The organism is Desulfovibrio sp. X2, from assembly GCF_000422205.1.
GTDB lineage: Bacteria > Desulfobacterota > Desulfovibrionia > Desulfovibrionales > Desulfovibrionaceae > Alkalidesulfovibrio.
In genome coordinates, this window is sequence record NZ_ATHV01000015.1 from 1 (window position 1) to 22,887 (window position 22,887).

Sequence of the window (22,887 nt, forward strand, 5' to 3'; positions counted from 1 at the left end):
CGGAAGACGAAAAAACGGCCCGGTCTTCCGACCGAGCCGACATGCACGACAGGCCTCATGCCTTCCGCCTGCACAGCCCTCCACGCCCAGACCGCCCGTGTCCTTCGCCCGGGCGTGCCGCATGCGGAGCGGGTCCAGGCTCAGCCTGGCGCGGAGGGTGCAGGGAGGGCGCGCAGCCCTCCCTGCCCGCCGGAGGCATCTTCTCTCGTCAGCCTTTCCCTTATTTCTTCAGTACATCGGGATTCAGGCAGGTCGGCGGGGTGTCGCCCTCGAGCATGGCGATGAGGTTCCTGGCGGCCAGCTCGGCCATGCCGTCGCGCGAGGAGCGGGTGGCGGAGCCGATGTGGGGCAGGAGCACGGCATTGGGCAGGGCGGCGAGGCCCTCGGCCATCTTGGGCTCGAACTCGTAGACGTCGAGGCCCGCGCCGCCGATCTGTCCGTCGGTGAGGGCCGCGACGAGGGCGGCCTCGTCGATGACGGGCCCTCGGCCGGTGTTGACGAGGACGGCTGTGGGCTTCATGCGCGCGAAGGCCTGGGCATTGAAGAGGTGGCGCGTGTTGGGGGTCAGGGGGGCGTGGATGCTGATGAAGTCGGACTCGGCCAGGAGCTCGTCGAAGGGGACGCGGCGGGCGCCGAGTTCCTGTTCCAGGGCATCGTTTCGGCGCGAGGAGGAGGTGTAGAGGACCTTCATGTCGAAGCCGCGCGACATGCGGGCCATGGCCGTGCCGATGCGGCCGGAGCCGACGATGCCGAGCGTCTTGCCGGTGACGTCCGCGCCGATGAACTGCAGGGGGCCCCAGCCCGGCCAGCGGCCCGAGCGCATGACGGCGTCGGACTCCACCACGCGGCGGGCCACGGCGAAGAGCAGGCCCCAGGCGAGTTCGGCCGTGGCCAGGGTCAGCACGTCCGGGGTGTTGGACACGGGGATGCCGCGGCGCGTGGCCTCGGCCACGTCGATGTTGTCGAAGCCCACGGCGTAGTTGGCGTAGCCCTTGAGGTTTCGCGCGGCGTCGAAGAATGCGGCGTCTATCCTGTCCGTGAGCAGGCCGAGCACGCCGTCGGCTGTGGCCGCGTTCCTGTGCAGCTCGTCGCGGGAAAGGGGCCGGTCCTCGGGGTTGACCACGAGCTCGGCGTGGTGGGCGAGGAGGTCGAGCCCGGCTTCGGGGATGCGGCGGGTGACGTAGACTTTGGGCTTGGCCATGGGGATCTCCTTGTGGGCGGTGTGCGTGCACGAGGATACCCCGAACGGGCCGCTTATTCCAGCTTGCGGCTGAAGAACCAGCCCGCCAGGGAGAGGGTGGCCAGGGCGATGACGAGGAGCGGCCAGAGGGTGTCGAAGACCATGGAAAGCGGCATGGCCTTCAGGAGGATGCCGCGCACGGCCACGAGGAAGTGGCGCATGGGGTTGGCCAGGGAGATGATCTGCAGGAAGTGGGGCATGGTCTCGATGGGCGTGGCGAAGCCGGAGAGGAGCGAGGCCGGGACCATGAAGGTGAAGGTGCCGAGGATGGCCTGCTGCTGGGTGTTGCACAGGGAGGAGATGAACAGGCCGAAGCCGACCACGGAGAACATGTACAGGAAGAGGCTGACGGCCAGGACGATGATGGAGCCGTGGAACGGGATGCGGAAGAGGAGGATGGCCACGGCCACGATGAGGAAGCCCTCCAGCAGCCCCATGATCATGGCCGGGATGGTCTTTCCGGCCAGGATCTCCAGCGGGTGCAGGGGAGTGACCAGGAGCTGGTCGAAGGTGCCGAGCTCCCGCTCGCGCGCCACGGACAGCGAGGTGACCATGAGGCCCACGACCATGGCCAGCATGCCGATGAGGTTCGGCACGGTGAACCACAGGTAGTCCAGGTTCGGGTTGAACCAGTTGCGGGCCACCAGCTCGGCGGGCGGGCCGCGCAGATTGTAGGTCGAGGCGTAGTCGGCGTTGTACTGCTCCACGATGCGCGAGGCGTAGCCCTGGATGATCTGTGAGGTGTTGCTGCGCCTGCCGTCCAAGAGGAGCTGCACCGCCGCCTGCGGGTGCACGGGGGTGGCGCGCCGGAACTGGGCCACGTCGCGCGAGAAGTTCTGGTTGATGACCAGCACGGCCATGGCGGTCTCGTCTTCCAGGGCCGGGGCCACCTGCTCCTGGCCGTGCAGGGTGATGATCTTGGTGAAGTAGGGCGCGGCGGCGAAGCGCTGCACGAGCTCCACGGCGGCCTGCCCGCCGTCCTTGTCGAGCACGGCCAGGGAGACGTTCTTGACCTCCAGCGTGGCGGCGAAGGCGAAGATGGTGAGCTGCAGCAGCGGCGGCATGATGAGGGCCATGCGGCTCTTCTTGTCGCGCAGGACCGCCAGCAGCTCCTTGATGACCAGGGCTTTCACGCGGCCGAACATCAGGCGATCCTCTTGGCGGTCTTGAGCGTGGAGAGGAAGAGGAAGATGAAGGCGATTATGGCCATGCCCGCCATGTTGGGCAGGAGCAGGGGCCAGGCGTCGCCGACCAGGAAGAGGGTCTTCAGGCACGAGACGTAGTAGCGGGCCGAGATGGCGTAGGAGAGCATGCGGATGGGCGCGGGCATGCCCGCGGTCTCGAAGACGTAGCCCGAGAGGAAGTAGGCGGGCAGGAACGCGGCCAGGATGGAGGTCTGCGCGGCCACGAACTGGTTGCGCGCGGCCGAGGAGATGAACAGGCCCATGCCCAGGGCGGAGACGAGGAAGACCGCCGAGACGGCGGAGAGCGCCAGGATGGAGCCGCGGAACGGGATGTGGAAGACGAGGAGGGTGATGAGCAGGCAGATGAAGAGCGCGGCCATGCCCAGGACGAAGTAGGGCACGAGCTTCCCGGCCAGCATCTCGAAGCGGCCCACGGGCGTGGCCATCATGGCCTCCATGGTGCCGCGCTCCCACTCGCGGGCCACGACCAGGGCGGTGAGCATGGCGCCGATGAGGGTCAGGTTGATGGCCATGCCGCCCGGCAGCAGGCTGTTGAGGCTCAGGAGCTCCTGGTTGAACCACATGCGCGGCGTGAGCTCCACGGGCTGCTGGAAGGGCAGGCCCTTCTCCAGGGCGCGGCCCTGCATCCAGCCGAGCCACACGCCCTGGGCGTAGTTCTGCACGAAGGTGGCGGTGTTGGGCTCGCCGCCGTCCGAGATGACTTGAAAGGGCGCGCTTTCGTCCGCGCGCTCGAGTCGGCGGGTGAAGTCCTGGCGGATGACGACTATGCCGCGGATCTTTCCGGAGACCATCTCGTCGTCGAAGGCGCGGCGGTCGCGGGCCACGGTGGCCTTGAAGTAGGGCGTGGCCAGGAAGGCGGCGGCCAGGGACTGGGCGTCGGACGAGGCGTCCTCGAGGACCACGCCGATGGGCACGCCCTTGATGTCGAGGTTCACGGAGTAGCCGGAGAGCAGCGTGAGGAAGACGGGCAGCAGGAAGCCGATGAGGATGGAGGAGGGGTCGCGCAGGATCTGCAGCGTCTCCTTGACCATGATGGCGCGGAGCCTGCGCAGGCGCGGGGAGCTCACGCGGCCTCCTGCGCGGCGTGCTCGGCCTCGTCGCGCTGCACCAGGGCCACGAAGGCGTCCTCCAGGGTGGGGTCGGGCAGCTCGTCGCCGCGCACGCCGTTCTTCAGCTCGTCAGGCGAGGCCGTGGCGATGACCCGGCCGCGGTAGACCAGGCCGATGCGGTCGCAGTACTCGGCCTCGTCCATGAAGTGGGTGGTGACCATGATGGTCACGCCCTTCTCGACCATGCCGTTGATGTGCGACCAGAACTCGCGGCGGGTGATGGGGTCCACGCCGGAGGTCGGCTCGTCCAGGAAGAGCACGGGCGGCTCGTGCATCACGGCGCAGGCCAGGGCCAGGCGCTGCTTGAAGCCCAGCGGCAGCTCGTCGGCCGAGGAGGAGAGGAAGGGCTCGAGCGCGAAGGTGGAGACCATGTTCTCTATGGTCTGGCGGCGGCGCTTGCCGCTGAGGCCGTAGACGCCGGAGAAGAAGTCGAGGTTCTGGCGCACGCTGAGCGCGCCGTAGAGGGAGAACTTCTGGGCCATGTAGCCGATGCGCGAGCGCGCCTTGCCCGGCGCGTCCAGCAGGCTCAGGCCGTCGATCAGGGCCTGGCCCCTGGTGGGCCTGAGCAGGCCGCACATCATCTTGAAGGTGGTGGACTTGCCCGCGCCGTTGGGGCCGAGCAGGCCGAAGATCTCGCCCTGGCGGATGGCGAAGGTCACGTCGCGCGCCGCGGTGAAGGTGCCGAAGACCTTGGTCAGGCCGCGCGCCTCGATGACGTCCTGCGCGTCCTCGGGCTTCGCCTCCATCTGCACGGCCAGCGGCGAGGTGCCGCCCGGGCCGCCGCCGAGCACGTCGAGGAAGGCGTCCTCGAAGCGCGGCTCCACGGGCACGATCTCCGCGCTCTCCCCGGCCTTGAGCGCGGCGAGGTCCGGCACGGGCGCGCCCTCGGCCATGACCAGGCGCACGTGGCGGCCCTGGATCACGCCGTCCACCACGCCGGGGGTGTCCAGGGCGCGGCGCAGCACGGCGCGGCGGTTGCCCTCTATGCCGCGCACCTGGGCCACGCGGTGGGCCACGCGGCCGGTCAGCTCGCCGGGCGGGCCGGAAAAGACGAGGCGGCCCTCGGAGAGGAGCAGCACCCGGTCGCAGGCCTGGGCCTCGTCCAGGTAGGCGGTGCTCCAGAGCACGCCGATGTTCTCCGCGGCCAGCTCCTGGACCATGCGCCACAGCTCGCGGCGCGAGATGGGGTCCACGCCCACGCTCGGCTCGTCCAGGAGCAGCAGCTCTGGACGGCGGATCATGGCACAGGCCAGGCCCAGCTTCTGCTTCATGCCGCCGGACAGGCGCCCGGCCAGGCGGGAGGTGAAGGGCGCGAGCCCTGTGAAGCCGAGCAGGCGCTCGAAGGTGGCGTCGCGCTCCTCGGGCGGCAGGTCGCGCACGTCCGCGTAGAGGCGCAGGTTCTCGATGACCGTCAGGTCCTCGTAGAGGCCGAATTTCTGGGGCATGTAGCCGATGCGGGCGTGGATCTCGTCCGGGTCCCCGGCAGCGTCCAGCCCCAGCACCTCGACCTTCCCGCCGTCGGCCACGAGCAGCCCGGCCAGGAGGCGGATGAGCGTGGTCTTGCCCGCGCCGTCCGGCCCCACGAGGCCGGTGACCATGCCGGGCAGCACTGCGGCCGAGACGTCGTCCAGGGCCGGGCGCGGCGCGGCGCCGAAGCGCTTCACCAGATGCTCGACCGTGGCCAGGGGGGCCTGGCCCTGGGGGGCGCTCGGAGGCGTCCCGGAAGACGCTGCCTGGGAGGCCGGGTCAAGGCTCATTGCGCGGCCTTGTCCCTGGGAGCGGCGGGCGCGGCCTGCGGGGCGGGCTGCGCGGCGGGTTGTCCGGCGGCCTGTTCCCCGGCCTGCGACGCATTCTGGTCGGAAGCCTGCGGGGCGGCCTGTGTCGTGTCCTTGTCGTCCGTCTGCCGATCCTTCCCGTCCTGGTCCGCGGGCTCGGTCACGGTCACGGGCATGCCCTGCCTGAGCCCCTCGTCCGGGTGGTCCACGATGATGCGCAGCCTGTAGACGAGGTCGGTGCGCAGCTTCTCGGTCTCCACGTTCTTGGGCGTGAACTCGGCCACGGGCGAGATGAAGCCGACGTGGCCCACGTAGGGCTTGTCCGGCCTGCTGTCCGTGGTCACGAGGAACTTCATGCCCGGATGCACGCGGCCGAGGTCGGGCTCGGAGACGTAGGCGCGCACCCAGACCGGAGAGGCCAGGGAGACGACGATGACCGTGTCGCCCGGGGAGACCACGGCGCCCGGCTCGCGCACGCGGGAGAGGACGGTGCCCTTGGAGGGGGCGATGATCTCGGTGTCCGCGAGGTTGGTCATGGCCGAGGCCACGGCGGCCTCGGCGGCGCGCATGTTGGCCTCGGAGGCCGAGATGTCCTCGCTGCGGTAGCCGTGCACCAGAAGCTCCAGGGCCTTGCGCGCCTGGTCGAGCTGGGCCTGGGACTCGTCGCGTTGCGTGACCGCGTCGTCGTATTCCTGCTCGGAGATGGCGCCGCTCTTGACCAGGGCCTCGCGGCGGCGGGCAAGGCGCACGTTGTTCTCCACCGTGGCCTCGCGCTGGGCCACCAGGGCGCGGGCCTGGGCCACGTCCTCCGTGCGGTAGCCGGTGCGCAGCTTGTCCAGGTCCGCGGCGGCCACGTCGCGCTGGCCCAGGGCCTGGTTCAGGGCGTCGCGGTAGGGCTGGGCGTCCAGGCGGGCCACGACCATGCCGGGCTTGACCGGGTCGCCCTCGTCCACGCGCAGCTCCTCCAGGCGGCCGCCGACCCGAAAGGAGAGCTCCACCTGCCGGATGTCCACGTTGCCGTAAAGCCGCAGCCTGCCGTTCGCCTCCTCGGCCCTGCGGCCGAGCGTCCACCACAGTCCGCCCGCCACGGCCAGGACGAGGACAAGGAACAGGAACTTCTTCGCCTTCATGCGTCGTTCTCCAGGGTCGCTTCCTGCGCGCACCGGGCCAGGGCCTCGACCTGGTCGGCAACCAGCCGCGCGATGCATTCCAGATGGTCGTGGTGCAGTCTTTCCGTCCGTAGATAGCGCAGAGTCACGGGCATGCCTATACGGAAGATGACGATCTGCCCCATGACGGCCTGGGCGCGCATGTCCACTTCCGGGCTGCCCTCCCGCGCATGCAGGAGCCGGGCCAGGACCGCGGTCCAGGTCTGGTGCATGGCCTGGAACAGCCCCTGGTAGAGGACGTCGTAGACCTCGGTGGGGGTGATCTGCTCCTGCATGAGCACCCGGCAGTAGTCCAGGGTCACGGACGAGCCCAGGATGGTGTGGACCATGCTGCGGATCATGCCGCGCACGGCGGCCAGCAGCTCGTCCCGCCCGGTCCTCGGGTCGCGGGCCATCTCGCGCACGGAGAGCAGGGTGGCTCCCAGCTGCTCGGACACGGTTTGGACCACGAACTCGACCACGGCCCGGTAGAGCCCTTCCTTGCCGCCGAAATGGTAGGGGATGGCGGCAAGGTTCACCTGCGCCTCCCTGGCCAGGGCGCGGGTGCTCACGCCCTCGAAGCCGTGCCGCCCGAAGAGCTCGATGCCCGCCTCGATGAGCCGCCTGCGCGTCTCGCCCTCGGGGGGGGCGGCGCGCCGCGTGGCCGCGCCGGCCTTGGCTCGCGTCCCCGCTTTGCCGCGTGCCGCCGTCCGCGCCTGCGGATGGGTATCCGGCTGCGCGTCCGCGCGCGCCTTTGCGCTGGTTCCCGCGCGCGTCTCGGCCGCTTCTCCCTGGGCGCGTCGCGCCATGTCTTCCTCCGCGTGCCCGCCGCGGGACAGAGGCCCTGCGGCAAATTGATTCGTTCGTTTTATTCGATCGACTGAATATGTCAAGACGAGGGGGCGGGAAACTGCCGGGGATCGCGCGCGGGACGGCGCAGGGACAGGGTTTCTGCGGGATTGACGCAGGCGGGAGCGGTCAGGACGAGCGGGCGGAGGGGGCAGGGAAGCCGGGCCAGGGCGGCGGGCGGGATATCGACGCATGGCCGGGAACCGCGCCCGGTAGGTTTTTCCCTCCCCGGCCCGGCCGTCCTTCCGTGCGCATGCGGGCCTCAGCCCCCTTGGCTCCCCCGTGAGGCGGTGGCTGCCCGCCAAGGCGCGGGAGTGAACGCGCGCTGGAAGCTTTCGAGGAAATATCGCGTCCGGGCGGCCCGGTTATGGCGCGGACCGAGCAGGGCCACCACGGGCGCATCGGGCGGAGTCCAGTCCGGCAGCAGGCGGACCAGGCGCCCGGATGCCAGGTCGTCTGCGACGTCCCATTCCGAGCGCAGGATGACGCCGAGCCCGGACAAAGCCCAGTCGCGGATGACATCGCCGTCGTTGCACGAGACGCCGCCCGCGATGCGCACGGTTTCGGAACTGCCGTCGCGCCGCTGGAAGCGCCAAAGCGTCACGTCCTCGTCGTTCTCCCGCAGGGCGAGGCAGTCGTGGCCTGCCAGGTCGGCGGGAGATCCCGGAGTGCCGCGGCGTGAGATGTAGTCCGGCGATGCGCACAGTATCCGATCGTTTGGGGCCAGCATGGCCATCTGATAGGGCTGGGAGTGCAATTGGCCGATATGGATCACGATATCCCACGCATCGGGTTTCAGCCGGAGCGGATTGTCCGACAAGTCAAGACTGATGCTGACTTGCGGGTGTCGCCTGTGGAACTGCGCGACCAGCGGGGCGATATGGCGACGGCCGAAGCCGGTGGGGCCTGCAACGTGCAGATGGCCTGAAACCACGCCCCTTCGTTCCTGCAATTCCTCCGTGACCGCCTCAACCTCATTGAGAACGCCGATGGACCGCCTGGCCAGAAGCTCCCCTTCGCTCGTGAGCATGATCCTGCCGGTCCCCCGGTCCACCAGCTGCACGCCGAGCCGGGTTTCCAGGGAACGGAGACGCTGGGTGACGGCGGGAGGGGTCACATTGAGGAGTCGGGCGGCTGCCGCCAGAGAGGATGACCGGCTGACGGCCGAGAAGAAGAGCATGTCATCGGATGTGAGCATTAAGTTCAGATTAATGCCGGATTCTCGGCTTGTAAATTGAGGTTTTTGCTGCGCCGTCCTACTCTTGCCGAAGGCATTCCACAGGATGGTGACATGAAAATTCCACGAGACGACCGACGTTCGACCGATTCCCTCCGGGCCCTGCAGACCCCCTGCCTGCTTCTGGATGAGCAGCGGATGGATGGAAACATCGCCCGTCTGCGGGCACGTCTCGCGGCCGCGGGCGTCGGGTTTCGCCCCCACCTCAAGACGGCGAAATCCATCGAGGTGGCGCGTCGGCTGATCACCGGGGCAAACGGCCCGGCTGCAGTCTCCACGCTGCGCGAGGCGGAGGAGTTCGCCTCGGCGGGTATCACGGACCTCACCTACGCGGTGGGTATTTCCCCCTGCAAGCTGCCCCGGGTCCAGTCCATTCGCAAAGGCGGCGTCGCGCTCACCGTGCTCCTCGACAGTCTCGAGCAGGCCGAGGCGGTGGCGGTCGCGTCCGACCCCGCTGATCCGATCCCTGTGCTGATCGAGCTCGATTGCGACGGGCACCGCTCCGGTGTGAAGCCGGGGGACTCGGAGCTGCTGCTCGCGATCGCGCGCAGACTGGGGCCTTCAGCCTGCCTGCGGGGGGTGCTGACCCATGCCGGTGAAAGCTACGAGGCGGAGAGCGCGGCGGCGCTCAGGGCCGCGGCGGAGAACGAACGCGCGAGCGCGGTCACGGCGGCGCAGATGCTGCGCGCCCACGGCCATGCCTGTCCGGTCGTCAGCGTAGGTTCGACCCCGACCGCGCATTTTGCCGAGAGCTATGAAGGCGTCACCGAGGTTCGTGCCGGGGCATTCGTCTTTTTCGATCTCGTGCAGGCCGGTATCGGGGTGTGCGCCGAGAACGACATCGCCCTGTCCGTGTTGACCACGGTGATCGGCCACCAGCGTGAAAAAGGGTGGACCGTCATCGATGCGGGCTGGATGGCCCTTTCGTGCGACAGGGGCACGGCCGGGCAGCCCGTCGACCAGGGATACGGGGTGGTGTGCGACATGGCCGGAAGGCCGATTCCCGGCCTTGTTGTCGTCAATGCCAATCAGGAGCACGGGATAGTCGCCCTGCGGGCCGATGCCCGGGCAGGCGCGCCGGAACTTCCCGTGGGCACGCGGCTGAGGATTCTTCCCAGCCACGCGTGCGCGACGGCCGCCCAGCATGACCGGTACCACGTGATCGGCGCGGGGGGGGGCGATGCGACTGCCGAATGGCCCAGATTCACGGGGTGGTAGGGGGAATCGCCATGTTGTTCGTTACTGAAGACGTCGCGAGGCGTGTGGTCTCGATGAGCGACGCGATCGAAACGATCGAGTCCATGTTTCGTGAATACGGCCGCGGGGAGGCGAAGGTCTTCCCTGTGGTATCGGGTCATGGTCCCGATCCGGCAACGCGGTTCAGTATGAAGAGCGGGTTGATGCAGACCCGCGGGGTCGTGGGGCTCAAGGTGGGCAGTTATTGGCCTGGAAACAGAGCCCGGGGCGAAGAGGCCCACGCTTCGTCGACGCTTCTGCTGGACCCCGATACCGGCTATGCCCGCGCGCTTGTCGCGGCTTCCCATCTGACCGCCCTGCGGACCGCTGCCGCCGATGCGGTCGCCGTGCGCCGACTGGCCCGCGCGGACAGCTCCACCCTTGCCGTCATCGGGGCAGGGCACCAGGCCTGGTTCGAACTGCTGGCCATTCGCGAAGTGCGACCGATCAACAAGGTCATAATCGTCAACCGCTCCCGGGAGGCGGCAGAGTCCTTTGCCGACCGGGCACGCCGGACGCTCGGCCTCGAGGCCTTTGTCGCGGAACCGAGGGAAGCGGTGCAATGCGCGGATATCATAGTCACGGTCACAGCCGCGTGCGGTCCGCTTTTCGAGGCGGGATGGACGCGTTCCGGCTCCCATGTCTCCGCCATGGGGGCCGATGGAGAAGGGAAGCAGGAGCTCGATCCGCGGCTGGTGGCCGAGGCGTCGTTGTTCGCCGATGTGGTGCAGCAGTCCGTCACCGTCGGCGAGTACGAGGCGGCGTTCAAGGCGGGTTGCATTGAAACGGATCGAATTACCCCTCTCGGAGCGGTCCTGAACGGAGCCCCGGGCCGGACGGGAGAGGAGCAGATAACGATCTTCGACAGTTCCGGGATGGCGTTGCAGGATCTCGCCATCTGCTCCCTCGCCCTCGACAAGGCGCTCGAGCAAGGCCTGGCGACGCGCGTCTGAGCGGGATGCCACGGCGTGATCGGGGCGGACTGGCCGGGGGCCGGAAAAAGACGGGGCGACCCTTGCGGATCGCCCCGTGTCCCCCCGCGGCGCGAGACGCGCCGGGAAGGAGAGGGCGCGCCACCGTCGCGCCCTCTCTCGCTGTCGGCTACTTCTCGTACAGGCCGTTGAAGATGGCCACGACGCGGCGGTTCTGGGCGCGGCCCGCGTCGGTGTCGTTGCTGGCGATGGGCTGGCTCTTGCCGAAGCCCTGGGCGGTGATGCGGTCGGCCTTGATGCCGAGCTTCTTGACCAGATAGTCCCTCACCGCGTCGGCACGGCGCTGCGAGAGCTTCATGTTGTAGGCGTCGGTGCCGATGCCGTCGGTGTGGCCGTCGATGGCCACGGTGGCCTCCGGGTTCTCCTTGAGGAGCTTGGCGACCTTCTCGACCTCGGGCACGTACTTGGCCTTGATGTCGGACTTGTCGAAGTCGAAGAGGATCTCGAGGCGCATGGTCAGCGGCTTGGGCGCAACGACCGGGGCGGGCGCGGGCTTGGAGACCTCGGTCTCGGTGTAGAAGACGTCCTTCACGAACTGGGCGCGCTTGCCCGAGTCGGCCATGTCGGCCGCGGTCACGGAGTAGCCGCAGCCGCCCACGGCCGCGATGTCGTCCAGCAGCTTCTGGGCGGCCGGGGTGGTGGCGTAGCTCACGGTGTCGAAGCAGATGTTGCCGTTCGAGGCCTTGTTCACGGCCTCGGCCGCGGCCACGGCGTCACGGCCCGCGTTCAGGCCGCCGTCGGAGAAGATGATGATGGCGGTCTTGCCCTTGAGGCCCGGGCCGAAGTCCTTGCCCGCCTGGGCCATGCCGTCGCCGAGCGGCGTGTTGGGGCCGAGCAGGGTCTTGGCGTCCACGGCCGGGCCGAGGTCGCCGATGTTCGAAGCGTACGCGGAGCGGCTGTAGGGGGCGAGACCGGCGTACTTCTCGTAGGAGGCCACGGTGGCCAGGCCGGACTTGTAGCCCAGCTCGGGGATCATCTGGTTCATGGCCTTCAGGTCCTCCAGGGCGTGCTGCGCCTTGGACTGGTCCGTTCCGGCGTAGCCCCAGGCCATGGATCCGGACATGTCGAAGAGGACGATGAAGTTGTCGATCTTGGGCGTGAGTTTCTTCTCGGCGTAGGCCGGAACCTGCGCCAGGAGGAGGGCGGCCAGGGCGAGCACGACCGCGAGGCTGAAGTTGTGACGCAATTTCATGGTTCTATCCTTTGGTTGCAATGTGAGAACTCCGCAAAAGTGGATGTCGTATAGCACATATCCCTCGCCATGCTCAACGAAAAAAGGAAAAGGCCGGGTTTCGACGTTATTTGAAGAAGATGGAGCAGGCGTTGCGCAGGACTTTGGTGTAGCGCTTCGGCTCCTCGAGCAGCCTTCCGCCCGCGGCCTTGGCAAGACCCTCGAGCATGGAGGCGAAGACCGCGTGGTGCAGGGGGTAGATTCCGTACCAGTAGGCCAGGCCCGCCAGCCCGCGCGGCAGGAAGCGGGCCAGCACGACCAGCTCCGTGGCGTTGCGGCTGATCTTCTGCACGTGGAACTCGAGCAGGGCATCGCCGGGCAGGCGCATCTCGGAGCGCAGCAGCAGGCGCTTTTGCGGCTCGGCCTTGAGCACGCGGAAGAAGTCCAGGGCGTCGCCCTCGCGCAGCTCGTCCGGGTTGCGGCGCCCACGCGAGAGCCCGGGCCCGGCCACGAGCTGGTCCACCAGGCCGCGCAGCCGCCAGAGCAGGCGGCCGGAATACCAGCCGGTCTCGCCGCCGATGCGCGAGAGGGCGTCCCACAGGGCCTCGGGCGAGGCCTCCACCGTGGCCTTGTAGCCGCACTGCAGCTCGCGGCCTCCGGCATAGGCCGGGTCGCCGCACTGCGTCCACTCCGGAGGGCGGCGGCCGCCCGCGTCGCTCCAGCAGGTGTCCACGCTCTTCTGGCGCACCTTGTCCAGGGCGCGCTCCATGGCCTCGCGGCAGGAGAGCGGCTCCAGCGGGATGATCGCGCGGATCGCGGGGTCGCGGACCACGCACTCGTTGCGCATGCCCTCCACCAGGGGGCGCACCAGGGCCATGGAGACCGGGGTGAAGAGCTTGAGCCAGTAGGACGAGAGGCCCGGCGTGAGCACCGGCACGGGGATGATGATCCGCCGCCTGAGCCCCGCGACCTCGGCGTAGAGCTGCACGAGCTCGGCGTAGGAGAGCACGTCCGGCCCGCCGATGTCGAAGGAGCGGCCCTCGGTTTCCGGGTGCTCCAGGCAGCCCGCGAGGTAGCCGAGCACGTCGCTGACGGCGATGGGCTGGGAGCGGGTGCGCACCCAGCGCGGCGCGAGCATGACCGGCAGGTGCTCGGCCAGGCCGCGCAAAATCTCGAAGGAAGCGCTGCCCGAGCCCAGGATGGCGGCGGCGCGCAGCACGGTCACCGGCACCGGGCCGAGGGAGAGGATGTCCCCGATCTCGGCGCGCGAGCGCAGGTGCTCGGAAAAGTCCGCGGAATCCTCGCCCATGCCGCCGAGGTAGATGATGCGCGAGAGCCCTTCGTCGCGGGCCGCGCGGACCATGGTGTAGGCGGCGTGGCGGTCGGCCGCGGCGAAGTCGTCGTAGCGCGCCCGCATGGAGTGGATGAGGTAGAAGGCCGCGCCGCAGCCGCGCGCCGCCTCGCGCATGGCGGAAAGGTCGTGCGCGTCGGCCTCGGCGAGCTCGACGTTCGGGTGGCCGCCCCAGGGGCGGCAGCGCATCTTGCCCGCCGTGCGGGCCACGGCGCGCACGCGATAGCCGCGCTCGAGCAGCAGCGGCACCAGCCGCCCGCCCACGTAGCCCGTGGCGCCGGTGACCAGCACCGGCCTGTCCCCGTCCGGCCGCCCGGCCGCCCGGGGGGTGGAAGACGCAGCAGATGATTCGGCGGACGGCTCCGCGTGCGGCCTGTCGGCCGCCAGGCTGGCCGATTGCCCGTCCGGCTGTCCGCCCGGCTTCCCGCTCGACTGCCCGCCCGGAACCGAGGCGGACCGCTCCGGTGAATTCCCTGCCGACTTCTCCGACGACACGCCAGAACTCCCGCGTAGAGGTTCGAAAGGCACCGAAACCGGCCCAGTACATACGTGATGCTCGCCCCCGGCGCAACGAAACGGCGGGCGCAATGGGCCGGGAGCAGGGCGCGGCGGACGCCGGACACGCCGGAAAAACGGGCGCCGGGCCGCACTTCCGGGCCGCACTCGTCGGTAGCCGGGGCCCCTCCCGCACGAAAACTTCACATCTCTCGTTGACAGCCCCCTGCGAAAAGTCTACACGAATCCCCCTGCGTCGGGATGTAGCGCAGTCTGGGAGCGCACCTGAATGGGGTTCAGGGGGCCGGAGGTTCAAATCCTCTCATCCCGACCAGTTATTTCAATAGGTTAGGCCGTCCGAAAGGGCGGCCTTCTTTTTTTGCACTACGCTTTTGCACTACAAAATTTCGGGAACAGTGACAGAAGGTGGGGCTTTTTAAATAAAAAATACTGTAATTCAAGACCATTGGATGTGTTGCCCTGAATTTGAAATAAGCCGCCCTGACCCTGATTCAGGTGAGCGGCGGTTCAAGAAATTTTTATATTGTTCATGATTTAAAGCTGTTATCTTGAAATGGTCTCTTTTCTTCCCGCTGTACGCTTTCGCTCTACAAAACCTCCGGGAAAGTGCCGAGATGTAGGGCTGATCCAAATGGCTATGCGGTATCCTATTATCCTTCTTTCCTGACAGATTCGCGGTGGTTGATGGCATCAATGGACGTCATCCCATGTCCCGATAGCCCCGGTGGGGCCGTTCCATGCTGTTGTGGTTTAGCTAGCGGTCGTATTTTCTGGCCATGCCGTGCTTGATGAGGATATTTAGGATGGATGGGGAGCTGACAGGCGGGCCAGCCTGTTTGGGTAGCTCCGACAGGCGCACGCAGCCCCGTGCTGGATGGCCAGACTCATTTCCAGGATTTGTGCGACTACCTCCATGTGGTCATCGGATGGGACTTCGGAATGAGAGGCAGGTCCTTGAGTCCTTCCAGGCCGTACGCTGGAAACGACGTTTGAACTTGTAGAACTGGCTGTAAGTTATGCTCCGCCTCTGGTAGGCCGCGATGACCGTTTACGTTCCTGGCCTACCTTCTCGATCTGCTTGGCGAAGACATCCTCCTCTGTGGCGAAGCCCTGACGGCCCAAGAAACCGCCAAGGCCCGCCTCTGGAGTCTGTCATTTCTCCGGTTGCGGACGCAGCCGGGGCATTCCGCGCTCCATCTTCCTGTCAGATGTCGAACGCTTGATGGTTAAACGCATGGCAGGTATCTGCCGCGCATGATTAGGTTCTTCAAACGCAAGGAAGCGGACGTATCTTCCGCTGAGAGCAGAGCCGCAAGCTACCCGCTGGACACCCAAACAGTGGCGCGGCACAAGCTCGTCATGCTGGAAGCAGCCAGAGTCTGGAGTACATGCGGCTGCCGCCGGGCAACCGGCTGGAGCAGCTGAAAGGCGACTTGGCCCGACAGTGGAGCATCCGCATCAATGATCAGTGGCGGATCTGCTCTGTGTGGCAGGACGGGTATGCCCAGGACGTGAGAATTGTGGACTACCACTAGGAAAAGGGATCATGACCGACAAGCTGCCGCCGATTCACCCCGGCAAAATCCTCATGGAGGAGTTCCTCCTACCTCTGGGGCTCTCGCAGAGCAGCCTGGCCATAGCCCTGCGCGTGCCCCTGCAGCGAGTTCTCGACATTGTGCATGGCAGGCGCGCCATCACCGTGGACGCGGCCGCCCGCCTGGCCCGCTACTTCGGCTCCACGCCAGACTTCTGGCTGAACCTCCAAACTCGCTACAACATGGAGATGGCCAAGGATGCCGGCCTCTTCGACCGCAGTGCCCACGACGTGTGCCCTCGCCAGGAGTAGACGCAGGCGCCTGAGATTCGGTTTTGCAACGAGTGTCGGCCCATTCGAGTCTGGACGGGTGGACACCTAAAGAAGTATAGATGGGCCGAAGAAATCCGTCGGGCAGTGATGCCCCCTGCTCTGACCTGGTGAGCTGCATAGGCAGCAGCTAGATTACGCCTTATAGGGGCCGCCAATTTGTCCAATGGATGGGGGCCATCCTCTCGTATAACTGCCGAGGGCAGTGATTCCTATTGCGACTACAGCTACATATAAAAGGCGTTCTTCCACCCATGAGCAAACCCAATCAAACCCCAGAGCAGAAAGCACGGGACGCTATCGACAAAATGCTTGCTGAGTGCGGCTGGGTGGTTCAGGACAAAAAGAAAATTAATTTCAATGCTGGGCTGGGTATTGCAGTCAGAGAATACCCAACGGATGTGGGGCCAGCTGATTATGCCCTCTTTGTTGACAGAAAACCTGTCGGCGTCATCGAAGCAAAGCGCGAAGAGGAAGGACAACACCTCGTCAATGTCGCGGAGCAATCAGAGGAATATGCCAACGCTCAACTGAAGTGGGTTAAGGACAATTTTCCGCTACCGTTCATCTATGAAAGCACAGGGGTAATCACAATTTTTCGGGATCAGCGGGATCCCAAGCCTCGTTCCCGAGAGGTGTTCAGCTTTCATAGACCAGAGACATTTCAAGAATGGCTGGCGCAACATGATACCCTAAGGGGACGACTCGAAAAGTTGCCTCCTCTTCCAACACAAGGGCTCCGAGACTGCCAAAAGAGAGCAATTCAAAATCTCGAAGGCTCGTTCAAGCTGGCAAAGCCCAGGGCTCTCGTGCAGATGGCGACTGGAGCCGGAAAGACGTACACCGCCATTACCTCGGTGTATCGCCTTCTCAAACACGCCAATGCGAAGCGAATTCTTTTTCTGGTCGATACCAAGAACCTGGGGGAGCAGGCGGAGCAGGAGTTCATGGCGTTTACGCCGAATGACTCGAACGATCTTTTTACCCGCCTCTACAATGTCCAGCGGCTTAAATCCAGCTACATCCCTCATTCGTCTCATGTTTGCATTTCAACGATTCAGCGTCTCTACTCCATCTTGAAAGGTGTAGAGCTGGACGAGGCTGCGGAAGAATCTAATCCCGCTGAGCATGTGGGGCCGAAAGCTCCTATTCCGGTTGCTTACAACGGCAAGATTCCCATCGAATTTTTCGACTTCATCGTCATCGACGAGTGCCACCGCTCTATTTACAATCTCTGGCGGCAGGTTCTGGACTATTTCGATGCCTTCTTGGTCGGGTTGACCGCTACGCCAGACAAGCGCACCTTTGCCTTTTTCAATGAAAACGTTGTCAGCGAATACTCCCATGAGGACGCTGTCGCCGACGGGGTGAACGTCGGATATGACGTCTACACCATCGAGACGCAGATTACGAAGCAGGGAGCAGTTCTCAAGGCTAACCAATCCATTGAGAAGAGGAACCGGCTCTCTCGAAAAAAACGCTGGGAACAGCAAGACGAGGATGAGGAGTATTCCGGCACGCAACTTGACAAGGAAGTGGTCAACCCGAGCCAGATTCGCAACATCATCAAGACATACAAAGACAAGCTGCCTGTCATCTTTCCAGGACGTTGCGAAGTGCCCAAAACGCTCATCTTCGCCAAGACAGACAGCCATGCGGACGACATCATCAAAGTCGTTCGTGAGGAATTCGGCGAGGGAAACGAGTTTTGCAAGAAGGTCACGTACAAAGCCAATGAGGACCCGAAGTCCGTCCTGGCGCAGTTCAGGAACAGCTACAATCCCCGCATCGCAGTGACTGTGGACATGATCGCCACGGGAACGGATGTGAAGCCCCTGGAGTGCCTTCTCTTCATGCGCGATGTTCGAAGCAAGAACTACTTCGAGCAGATGAAGGGGCGCGGCACCAGAACCCTTGATTATGACGGGTTGAAAAAGGTCACGCCTTCGGCATCCAGCAACAAGACGCATTTCGTCATCGTAGACGCCATCGGCGTCACCAAGTCGCACAAGACGGATAGTCGCGCTCTGGAGCGAAAACCCACCGTCTCGCTGAAGGACTTGCTCATGAGCGTGATGATGGGCGCGACGGACGACGACACCCTGACCAGTCTGGCAAGCAGGCTGACACGACTGAACCACCAGCTCACTCCCGAGGATCAGAAGCGCATCGAAGTAAAAACGGACGGGGTTCCCCTCTCGCAAATCACAAAAGACCTGCTGGGGGCCATGAACCCCGACAAGATCGACACCAAGGCGCGGGAGCAATTCAACCTCACGGACGAACAGGAGCCTACGGAAGACCAGAGCACCAAGGCCAGGCAAGAATTGGTCAAGAACGCGACCACGGTGTTCACTGGCGAGGTCTGCGAACTGCTGGACACGATCCGAAGGGAGCATGAGCAGACCATTGACAACCACAATCTCGATACGGTCCTTCGGGCCGAGTGGGAAGGCGACAGCATTGAGAACGCCACCAAGCTCACCACCGAGTTTGCGGAATATGTCAAAGAGCACAAGGACGAGATTGTCGCGCTGAGCATCTATTTTGACCAGCCGTACCGCCGCAGGGAAGTCACCTACGACATGGTGAAAACCCTGCTGACAAAGTTGAAGACCGACCAGCCCAAGCTGGCTCCGGTTCGTATCTGGCACGCCTACGCCTTGCTGGACAAAGTGACTGGAAAGTCGCCTGAAAATGAACTGACAGCCTTGGTGTCTTTGATTAGACGTGTATGCGGCTTGGACACATCCATCGCCCCCTATGGTGACACGGTGCGAGAAAACTTCAAGCGCTGGATTTTCAAACGCCATCAAGGAAGCGGCTCGAAGTTCGATGAAGAGCAGATGACCTGGCTGCGGATGATCCGGGACCACATCTCTTGCTCGTTCCATATGGATCGGGATGACCTGGAACTGGCCCCTTTTGACGGACAAGGCGGATTGGGGCGCATGTGGGAGTTGTTTGGGGAAGATATGGATTCTATGATTTCTGAAATGAATGAAGAACTTGCCGCTTAAAGGCTGTATAAATGAGTAATAAATTGCCAACTGGTTGGATTGAAACAACCCTCTCCGAAGTATTTACTTTTTCTGGCGGTGGAACGCCTGACAAGAACAATCCATTGTTTTGGGGAGGCGATATCAAGTGGGTATCTGTAAAAGATGTTAAAGAAAAATATACATACAGCTCCATTGACTCTATAACACAGGATGGCGTTGACAACAGTGCAACCCAAATTGCCAAAGAAGGCTCCGTCATTCTTATAACCAGAATTTCTCCAGGCAAAGCAACTATTCTAAAAATACCTGCAGCGATCAATCAGGACTTAAAGATTGTAAATAGATTCCAAGGAATTACATCTGAATTCGTGTATTATCTATTTCTTTCTCTTGAAAAAGAAGTCGTGAAACGTTCCAGTGGAACTACTGTTCTAGGAGTTAGCCTCAATCGGCTTGGGAGCATTGATTTTGCACTCCCTCCTTTAAACGAACAAAACCGCATTGTCGCTAAGATCGAAGAACTTTTTTCGGAGTTGGACGCTGGGGTTGAAAATCTCATTACAGCCAAAGAACAACTTGGGGTGTATCGCCAGTCGCTTCTCAAGCACGCCTTTGAAGGTAAGTTGACCGAGGAATGGCGCAAGGAAAACGCTGACAAACTCGAATCCGGCGAAGCCATTCTCAAACGAGTGAAGAAGGAACGCGTGGAGTATTTCAAGAAGCAACTGGAACAGTGGGAGAAAGACGTCACTCAATGGGAAGCGGACGGCAGGCTCGGCAAAAAACCAGCCAAGCCTAAGGGGCTGAAGACGCTTGCTACGATCAGTGAAGAGGAATTGAAGGCGTTGCCGAGACTGCCCGAGTGGTGGGGGTGGGGGCGACTTGGATATATAACCTGTGGCGTCGAATATGGAACTGCTGCCAAGTCCAACAAGCAAGGAAAATACCCTGTGCTTAGAATGGGAAACATTCAAAATGGGGAATTCACATATGATGACCTCATGTTCACCAACGACGAGGACGAATATTCGAAATACAAACTAACATCTGGAGATGTCCTTTTTAATAGAACAAATAGTCCTGAACTAGTTGGAAAAACAGCTGTCTATAAGGCCAATTCCCCTGCGTTATTCGCTGGATACCTCATAAGAATCAACCAAATAAAGACTATAGTAAATTCAGACTACCTAAATTTTTTTCTTAATTCTCCCGTAGCAAAAAATCATGGGGACCAAATAAAGAGTGATGGTGTAAACCAATCAAATATCAATGGTGCAAAGCTCGTTGAGTATCCATTCCCTTTCTGCTCACTCGAAGAACAGGAGCAAATCACCTTCATGCTTTTGGATAGGATGTCTTCGAGTATAGAATCAGAACTGGAAATTGAAATACGACTAAAGCAATGTGAAGTGTTGCGAAAATCAATTTTGGAAAAAGCTTTCTCAGGAAATCTTGTTTCTCAAAACCCGAACGACGAACCAGCCTCCAAGCTTCTCGAAAGAATTAAGCAGGAGCGGAAGAACGCTCCCAAGCTCAAACGGACACGGAAGTCGAAAACGAAAGCCAAGAGGATTACCATGGCGAACTTAATAGACGTTCTTGCCACTACCAAAGATTGGCTTAGTGCCCAAGATGTATTCCGCCAATGTGGTGTTGGCGATGGAACGCCTACAGATGAGGTTGAAAAACTGTATGAAGAATTAAAACAAAGACTCGATCATAAGACCATCGAAATTGAGCGCAGGGGCGATGAAGACTGGCTCCGTTTAGCTGCCGAGGGTTAGACAATGCGCCTGGATTGGTTCTGGGTCGAAGATTTCAAAAACCTCAAGGAGGTCACCATTGACTTTGATGAAAATCATTGGGTGACTGTGGTTATTGGGTGGAATGGCACAGGCAAATCAAATGTGCTCGAAGCTCTTGCGACCCTGTTCCGTGACCTCATCATGATCCATGAGTTCAATGGATCACGAATGCCAACCTTCAAATATAAGCTCATTTACAAATGCCAGAATAACCTGATCGCCATTGATGCTGATCCAAATAGGGCTCAGAATGCCTATCGAATTTCGGTCCGCGGTCTGGCAGAACAAGTGCAATCAAATCTCCCACTGAGCACTTCGGAAGACAAGTTTGAATCTATTTTTGCTCAAGGGAAGACGCTGCCGTTAACTCAATTCATCAAACATCAAGAAGAATATCTTCCACGAAATGTTTTTGGGTACTACTCTGGGTATGCAGGAAGAATGGAAGAAATATTCCAACCCTACCTAGAGAAATATGATAAGGAATTAAGAGCGGGAAAAGACCCAGGATTTAAAAGACTGTTTTTTGCACTTCCCATTCATAGTCAATTCGTGCTTTTGGCATTTGTCCTCAAACATGAGCAAATGATTAAGGATTTTCTTAATAAGCTTCTTTTCCTTGACCCTGTTGATGGTATTGAATCTGTCTTGCTCGTTCTAAAAAAACCAGGATGGGCAAATAGCAAAAGAAAAAATGGAGATAATCGCTTTTGGGGAGCGGAAGGAGTCGTCAAAGATTTTCTTGCCCGACTCTATGACATAGCTCTCGCACCGATCCGTATCACCCGTGAAAAGCAAATAACTCTTTGGAACAGAAGCCGAATAGAATTCCTCTACCTCTTTGTAAAGGACATGAATGCGCTTCGAACGCTCGTCGGTGACCGTGAGCCCAGGTCATTATTCCGAGACATCGAAAGCACCTTTGTTTCTGAAATGATTGAGGAAATAAGAATAAAAATTCGTCTACGAGATGGCAAAGGAAAGGTCACTTTCCGGGAACTCAGTGAAGGTGAACAACAACTCCTTACTGTTCTTGGTCTTCTCTGTTTTACAGCTGAAGATCAAAGCCTGTTCCTCCTCGATGAACCAGACACCCACCTTAATCCAAGGTGGAGCGCCGATTATCTTGAACACCTTAAGAAATTTGTCGGCGCAGATGATGAAGGAAACGAAAGTAGCCATATACTATTTACAACGCACAACCCTCTAGCCATAGCAGAGTTGGTCAAGGAACAGGTTCAAATCCTCAAGCGATCAGAGACCGATTTGGAAACCACTGTTCACACCCCGGCTGAGGATCCCAGGGGCATGGGGTATTCTGGAATCGTGACCAGCGATATGTTTGGGCTAGACGCTGCTTTGGACAGACATACTCTCAATCTGCTTGAAAATAGAAGGAAGATATCCTTGAAAGATAGTCCTCTTTCCCCTGATGAAAAGGCAGAGCTTGCTAGGATCGAAAAAGAACTCAGGCCTTATGGTTTCAGGCACGAAGCCCGCGATCCGAAGTTCCGTGATTATTTAAAAGAGCGATTTGCTGCTAAGTCTGAGGAGGATGCGGAGTAATATGCGCTCAATTGACATCAGACGTCTTCGTTTGCCAGCAGATTGGCAGGATAAAGCCGACAAGGCTCTTGAAGACGTGAAAACAGGGGTGTGCAAGCTAAAAAATAGAGCTAATATCTGGTGTGAAGCGAAAGATAGCTTGGCAGAATTGTCTCATGACAAGTGTTGGTATTGTGAATCGAAACAGATTCGCTCGGACGATGCAGTTGACCATTACCGCCCCAAAGGCAATGTACAAGATACAGAACGAGAGCATCCAGGGTACTGGTGGCTGGCTTTTGATAAACAGAATCTTCGCTATTCATGTACCTTTTGCAATAGCCGACGCAAGAACCCAGCGACTGGTGAGACTGAAGGGAAGGGCGATTACTTTCCATTAAAAGACGAAAAAAAACGTGCATATAATCCTGGTGACGAAAGGAATGAGGAGCCGTTGTTACTTGATCCTTGTAACTCCGCTGATCCTTCTCTTTTAGATTATCGTTCAGATGGTAAACCTTGCTGCAAGTTTCCTGATGATCCTGACTGTGTCCAGCGTGTTAAAGCCTCTATTAAATTGTATCATCTTGATCATGAAGGAACGGCTGAAGAGAGACGTCTACTTGGAGAAGAGATCAAGAGCTGGCTTGAGGAGGCTAATGAGGCCTACGAAGATAAGAAAAATGGTGATCGTCAAGCTGCACGAACATATTCCAGCCGTTTCCGAGATATACAGACAAAGATGCGGCCAGAAGCAGAGTATTCTGTTTTTGCAAAAAGATTTATTGCAAGCTTTAGACATTATGAATGGGTCGATGAACTGTATGAGACATTGTAACTGT

At 61.5% G+C, this 22,887-nt stretch carries 16 protein-coding genes, 1 tRNA gene and 1 pseudogene; 9 read left to right on the forward strand and 9 right to left on the reverse strand.

Features of this window, described 5'->3' with window-relative positions; genetic code table 11:
* Positions 1-220 precede the first annotated feature (220 nt).
* The 7 genes from DSX2_RS05440 to DSX2_RS05470 form a co-directional block, all read right to left on the reverse strand.
* Positions 221-1,201, reverse strand: coding sequence for a D-glycerate dehydrogenase (locus DSX2_RS05440; protein ID WP_020880154.1), 981 nt, complete (start codon positions 1,199-1,201; stop codon positions 221-223).
* 53 nt (positions 1,202-1,254) lie between these two features.
* Positions 1,255-2,385, reverse strand: coding sequence for an ABC transporter permease (locus tag DSX2_RS05445; RefSeq protein ID WP_020880155.1), 1,131 nt, complete (start codon positions 2,383-2,385; stop codon positions 1,255-1,257).
* Positions 2,385-3,512: an ABC transporter permease gene (locus DSX2_RS05450; RefSeq protein WP_020880156.1), complete on the reverse strand. Its 1,128-nt coding sequence runs from the start codon at positions 3,510-3,512 to the stop codon at positions 2,385-2,387. Before DSX2_RS05450 ends, DSX2_RS05445 begins: the two co-directional genes overlap by 1 nt.
* The gene (locus DSX2_RS05455) at positions 3,509-5,311 is read right to left on the reverse strand and encodes an ATP-binding cassette domain-containing protein (protein WP_020880157.1); all 1,803 of its coding nucleotides are present in this window, start codon (positions 5,309-5,311) and stop codon (positions 3,509-3,511) included. Before DSX2_RS05455 ends, DSX2_RS05450 begins: the two co-directional genes overlap by 4 nt.
* A complete protein-coding gene (gene hlyD / locus DSX2_RS05460) occupies positions 5,308-6,459 on the reverse strand; it encodes a secretion protein HlyD (protein WP_020880158.1) in 1,152 nt (383 codons plus the stop codon). Before hlyD ends, DSX2_RS05455 begins: the two co-directional genes overlap by 4 nt.
* Entirely contained in the window at positions 6,456-7,286 is an 831-nt protein-coding gene (locus tag DSX2_RS05465; RefSeq protein WP_020880159.1) for a CerR family C-terminal domain-containing protein, read from the reverse strand. The genes hlyD and DSX2_RS05465 overlap by 4 nt, the downstream gene beginning before the upstream one ends.
* A 302-nt stretch (positions 7,287-7,588) precedes the next feature.
* Entirely contained in the window at positions 7,589-8,506 is a 918-nt protein-coding gene (locus DSX2_RS05470; RefSeq protein WP_201764403.1) for a LysR substrate-binding domain-containing protein, read from the reverse strand.
* A 111-nt stretch (positions 8,507-8,617) separates the two neighbouring features.
* Here DSX2_RS05470 and DSX2_RS05475 point away from each other — a divergent pair, with 111 nt between their 5' ends.
* Together DSX2_RS05475 and DSX2_RS05480 are read left to right on the forward strand one after the other, a co-directional pair.
* The gene (locus tag DSX2_RS05475) at positions 8,618-9,781 is read left to right on the forward strand and encodes an alanine racemase (protein WP_020880161.1); all 1,164 of its coding nucleotides are present in this window, start codon (positions 8,618-8,620) and stop codon (positions 9,779-9,781) included.
* Positions 9,757-10,752 carry an ornithine cyclodeaminase family protein gene (locus DSX2_RS05480; RefSeq protein ID WP_236615086.1) on the forward strand — a complete coding sequence of 332 codons (996 nt, stop codon included), beginning with the start codon at positions 9,757-9,759 and terminating at the stop codon, positions 10,750-10,752. The genes DSX2_RS05475 and DSX2_RS05480 overlap by 25 nt, the downstream gene beginning before the upstream one ends.
* A gap of 148 nt (positions 10,753-10,900) precedes the next feature.
* Here the strand turns inward: DSX2_RS05480 and DSX2_RS05485 are convergent, their stop codons facing one another.
* The gene (locus tag DSX2_RS05485) at positions 10,901-11,983 is read right to left on the reverse strand and encodes an OmpA family protein (protein ID WP_020880163.1); all 1,083 of its coding nucleotides are present in this window, start codon (positions 11,981-11,983) and stop codon (positions 10,901-10,903) included.
* 106 nt (positions 11,984-12,089) lie between these two features.
* Complete coding sequence (locus DSX2_RS05490; RefSeq protein ID WP_035040910.1) at positions 12,090-13,604, reverse strand: SDR family oxidoreductase; 1,515 nt, start codon at positions 13,602-13,604, stop codon at positions 12,090-12,092.
* A 461-nt stretch (positions 13,605-14,065) separates the two neighbouring features.
* Here DSX2_RS05490 and DSX2_RS05495 point away from each other — a divergent pair.
* From DSX2_RS05495 to DSX2_RS17950, 7 genes and pseudogenes are all read left to right on the forward strand, one after another.
* Positions 14,066-14,142, forward strand: a tRNA-Pro gene (locus tag DSX2_RS05495).
* Positions 14,143-15,199: 1,057 nt separating this feature from the next.
* Positions 15,200-15,364, forward strand: a pseudogene (locus DSX2_RS18685) (type II toxin-antitoxin system RelE/ParE family toxin); the annotation flags it as partial.
* A gap of 11 nt (positions 15,365-15,375) precedes the next feature.
* Positions 15,376-15,675 (forward strand): HigA family addiction module antitoxin, encoded by a 300-nt coding sequence (locus DSX2_RS05505; RefSeq protein WP_020880166.1) that lies wholly within the window; start codon positions 15,376-15,378, stop codon positions 15,673-15,675.
* Positions 15,676-15,947: 272 nt separating this feature from the next.
* Positions 15,948-18,713 carry a DEAD/DEAH box helicase family protein gene (locus tag DSX2_RS05510; RefSeq protein WP_035040913.1) on the forward strand — a complete coding sequence of 922 codons (2,766 nt, stop codon included), beginning with the start codon at positions 15,948-15,950 and terminating at the stop codon, positions 18,711-18,713.
* Between the two features lie 11 nt (positions 18,714-18,724).
* Entirely contained in the window at positions 18,725-20,479 is a 1,755-nt protein-coding gene (locus tag DSX2_RS17940) for a restriction endonuclease subunit S (protein WP_020880168.1), read from the forward strand.
* A gap of 3 nt (positions 20,480-20,482) precedes the next feature.
* Positions 20,483-22,066, forward strand: coding sequence for an AAA family ATPase (locus tag DSX2_RS17945; protein WP_020880169.1), 1,584 nt, complete (start codon positions 20,483-20,485; stop codon positions 22,064-22,066).
* Between the two features lies 1 nt (position 22,067).
* Positions 22,068-22,883: a hypothetical protein gene (locus tag DSX2_RS17950; protein ID WP_020880170.1), complete on the forward strand. Its 816-nt coding sequence runs from the start codon at positions 22,068-22,070 to the stop codon at positions 22,881-22,883.
* Positions 22,884-22,887 lie beyond the last annotated feature (4 nt).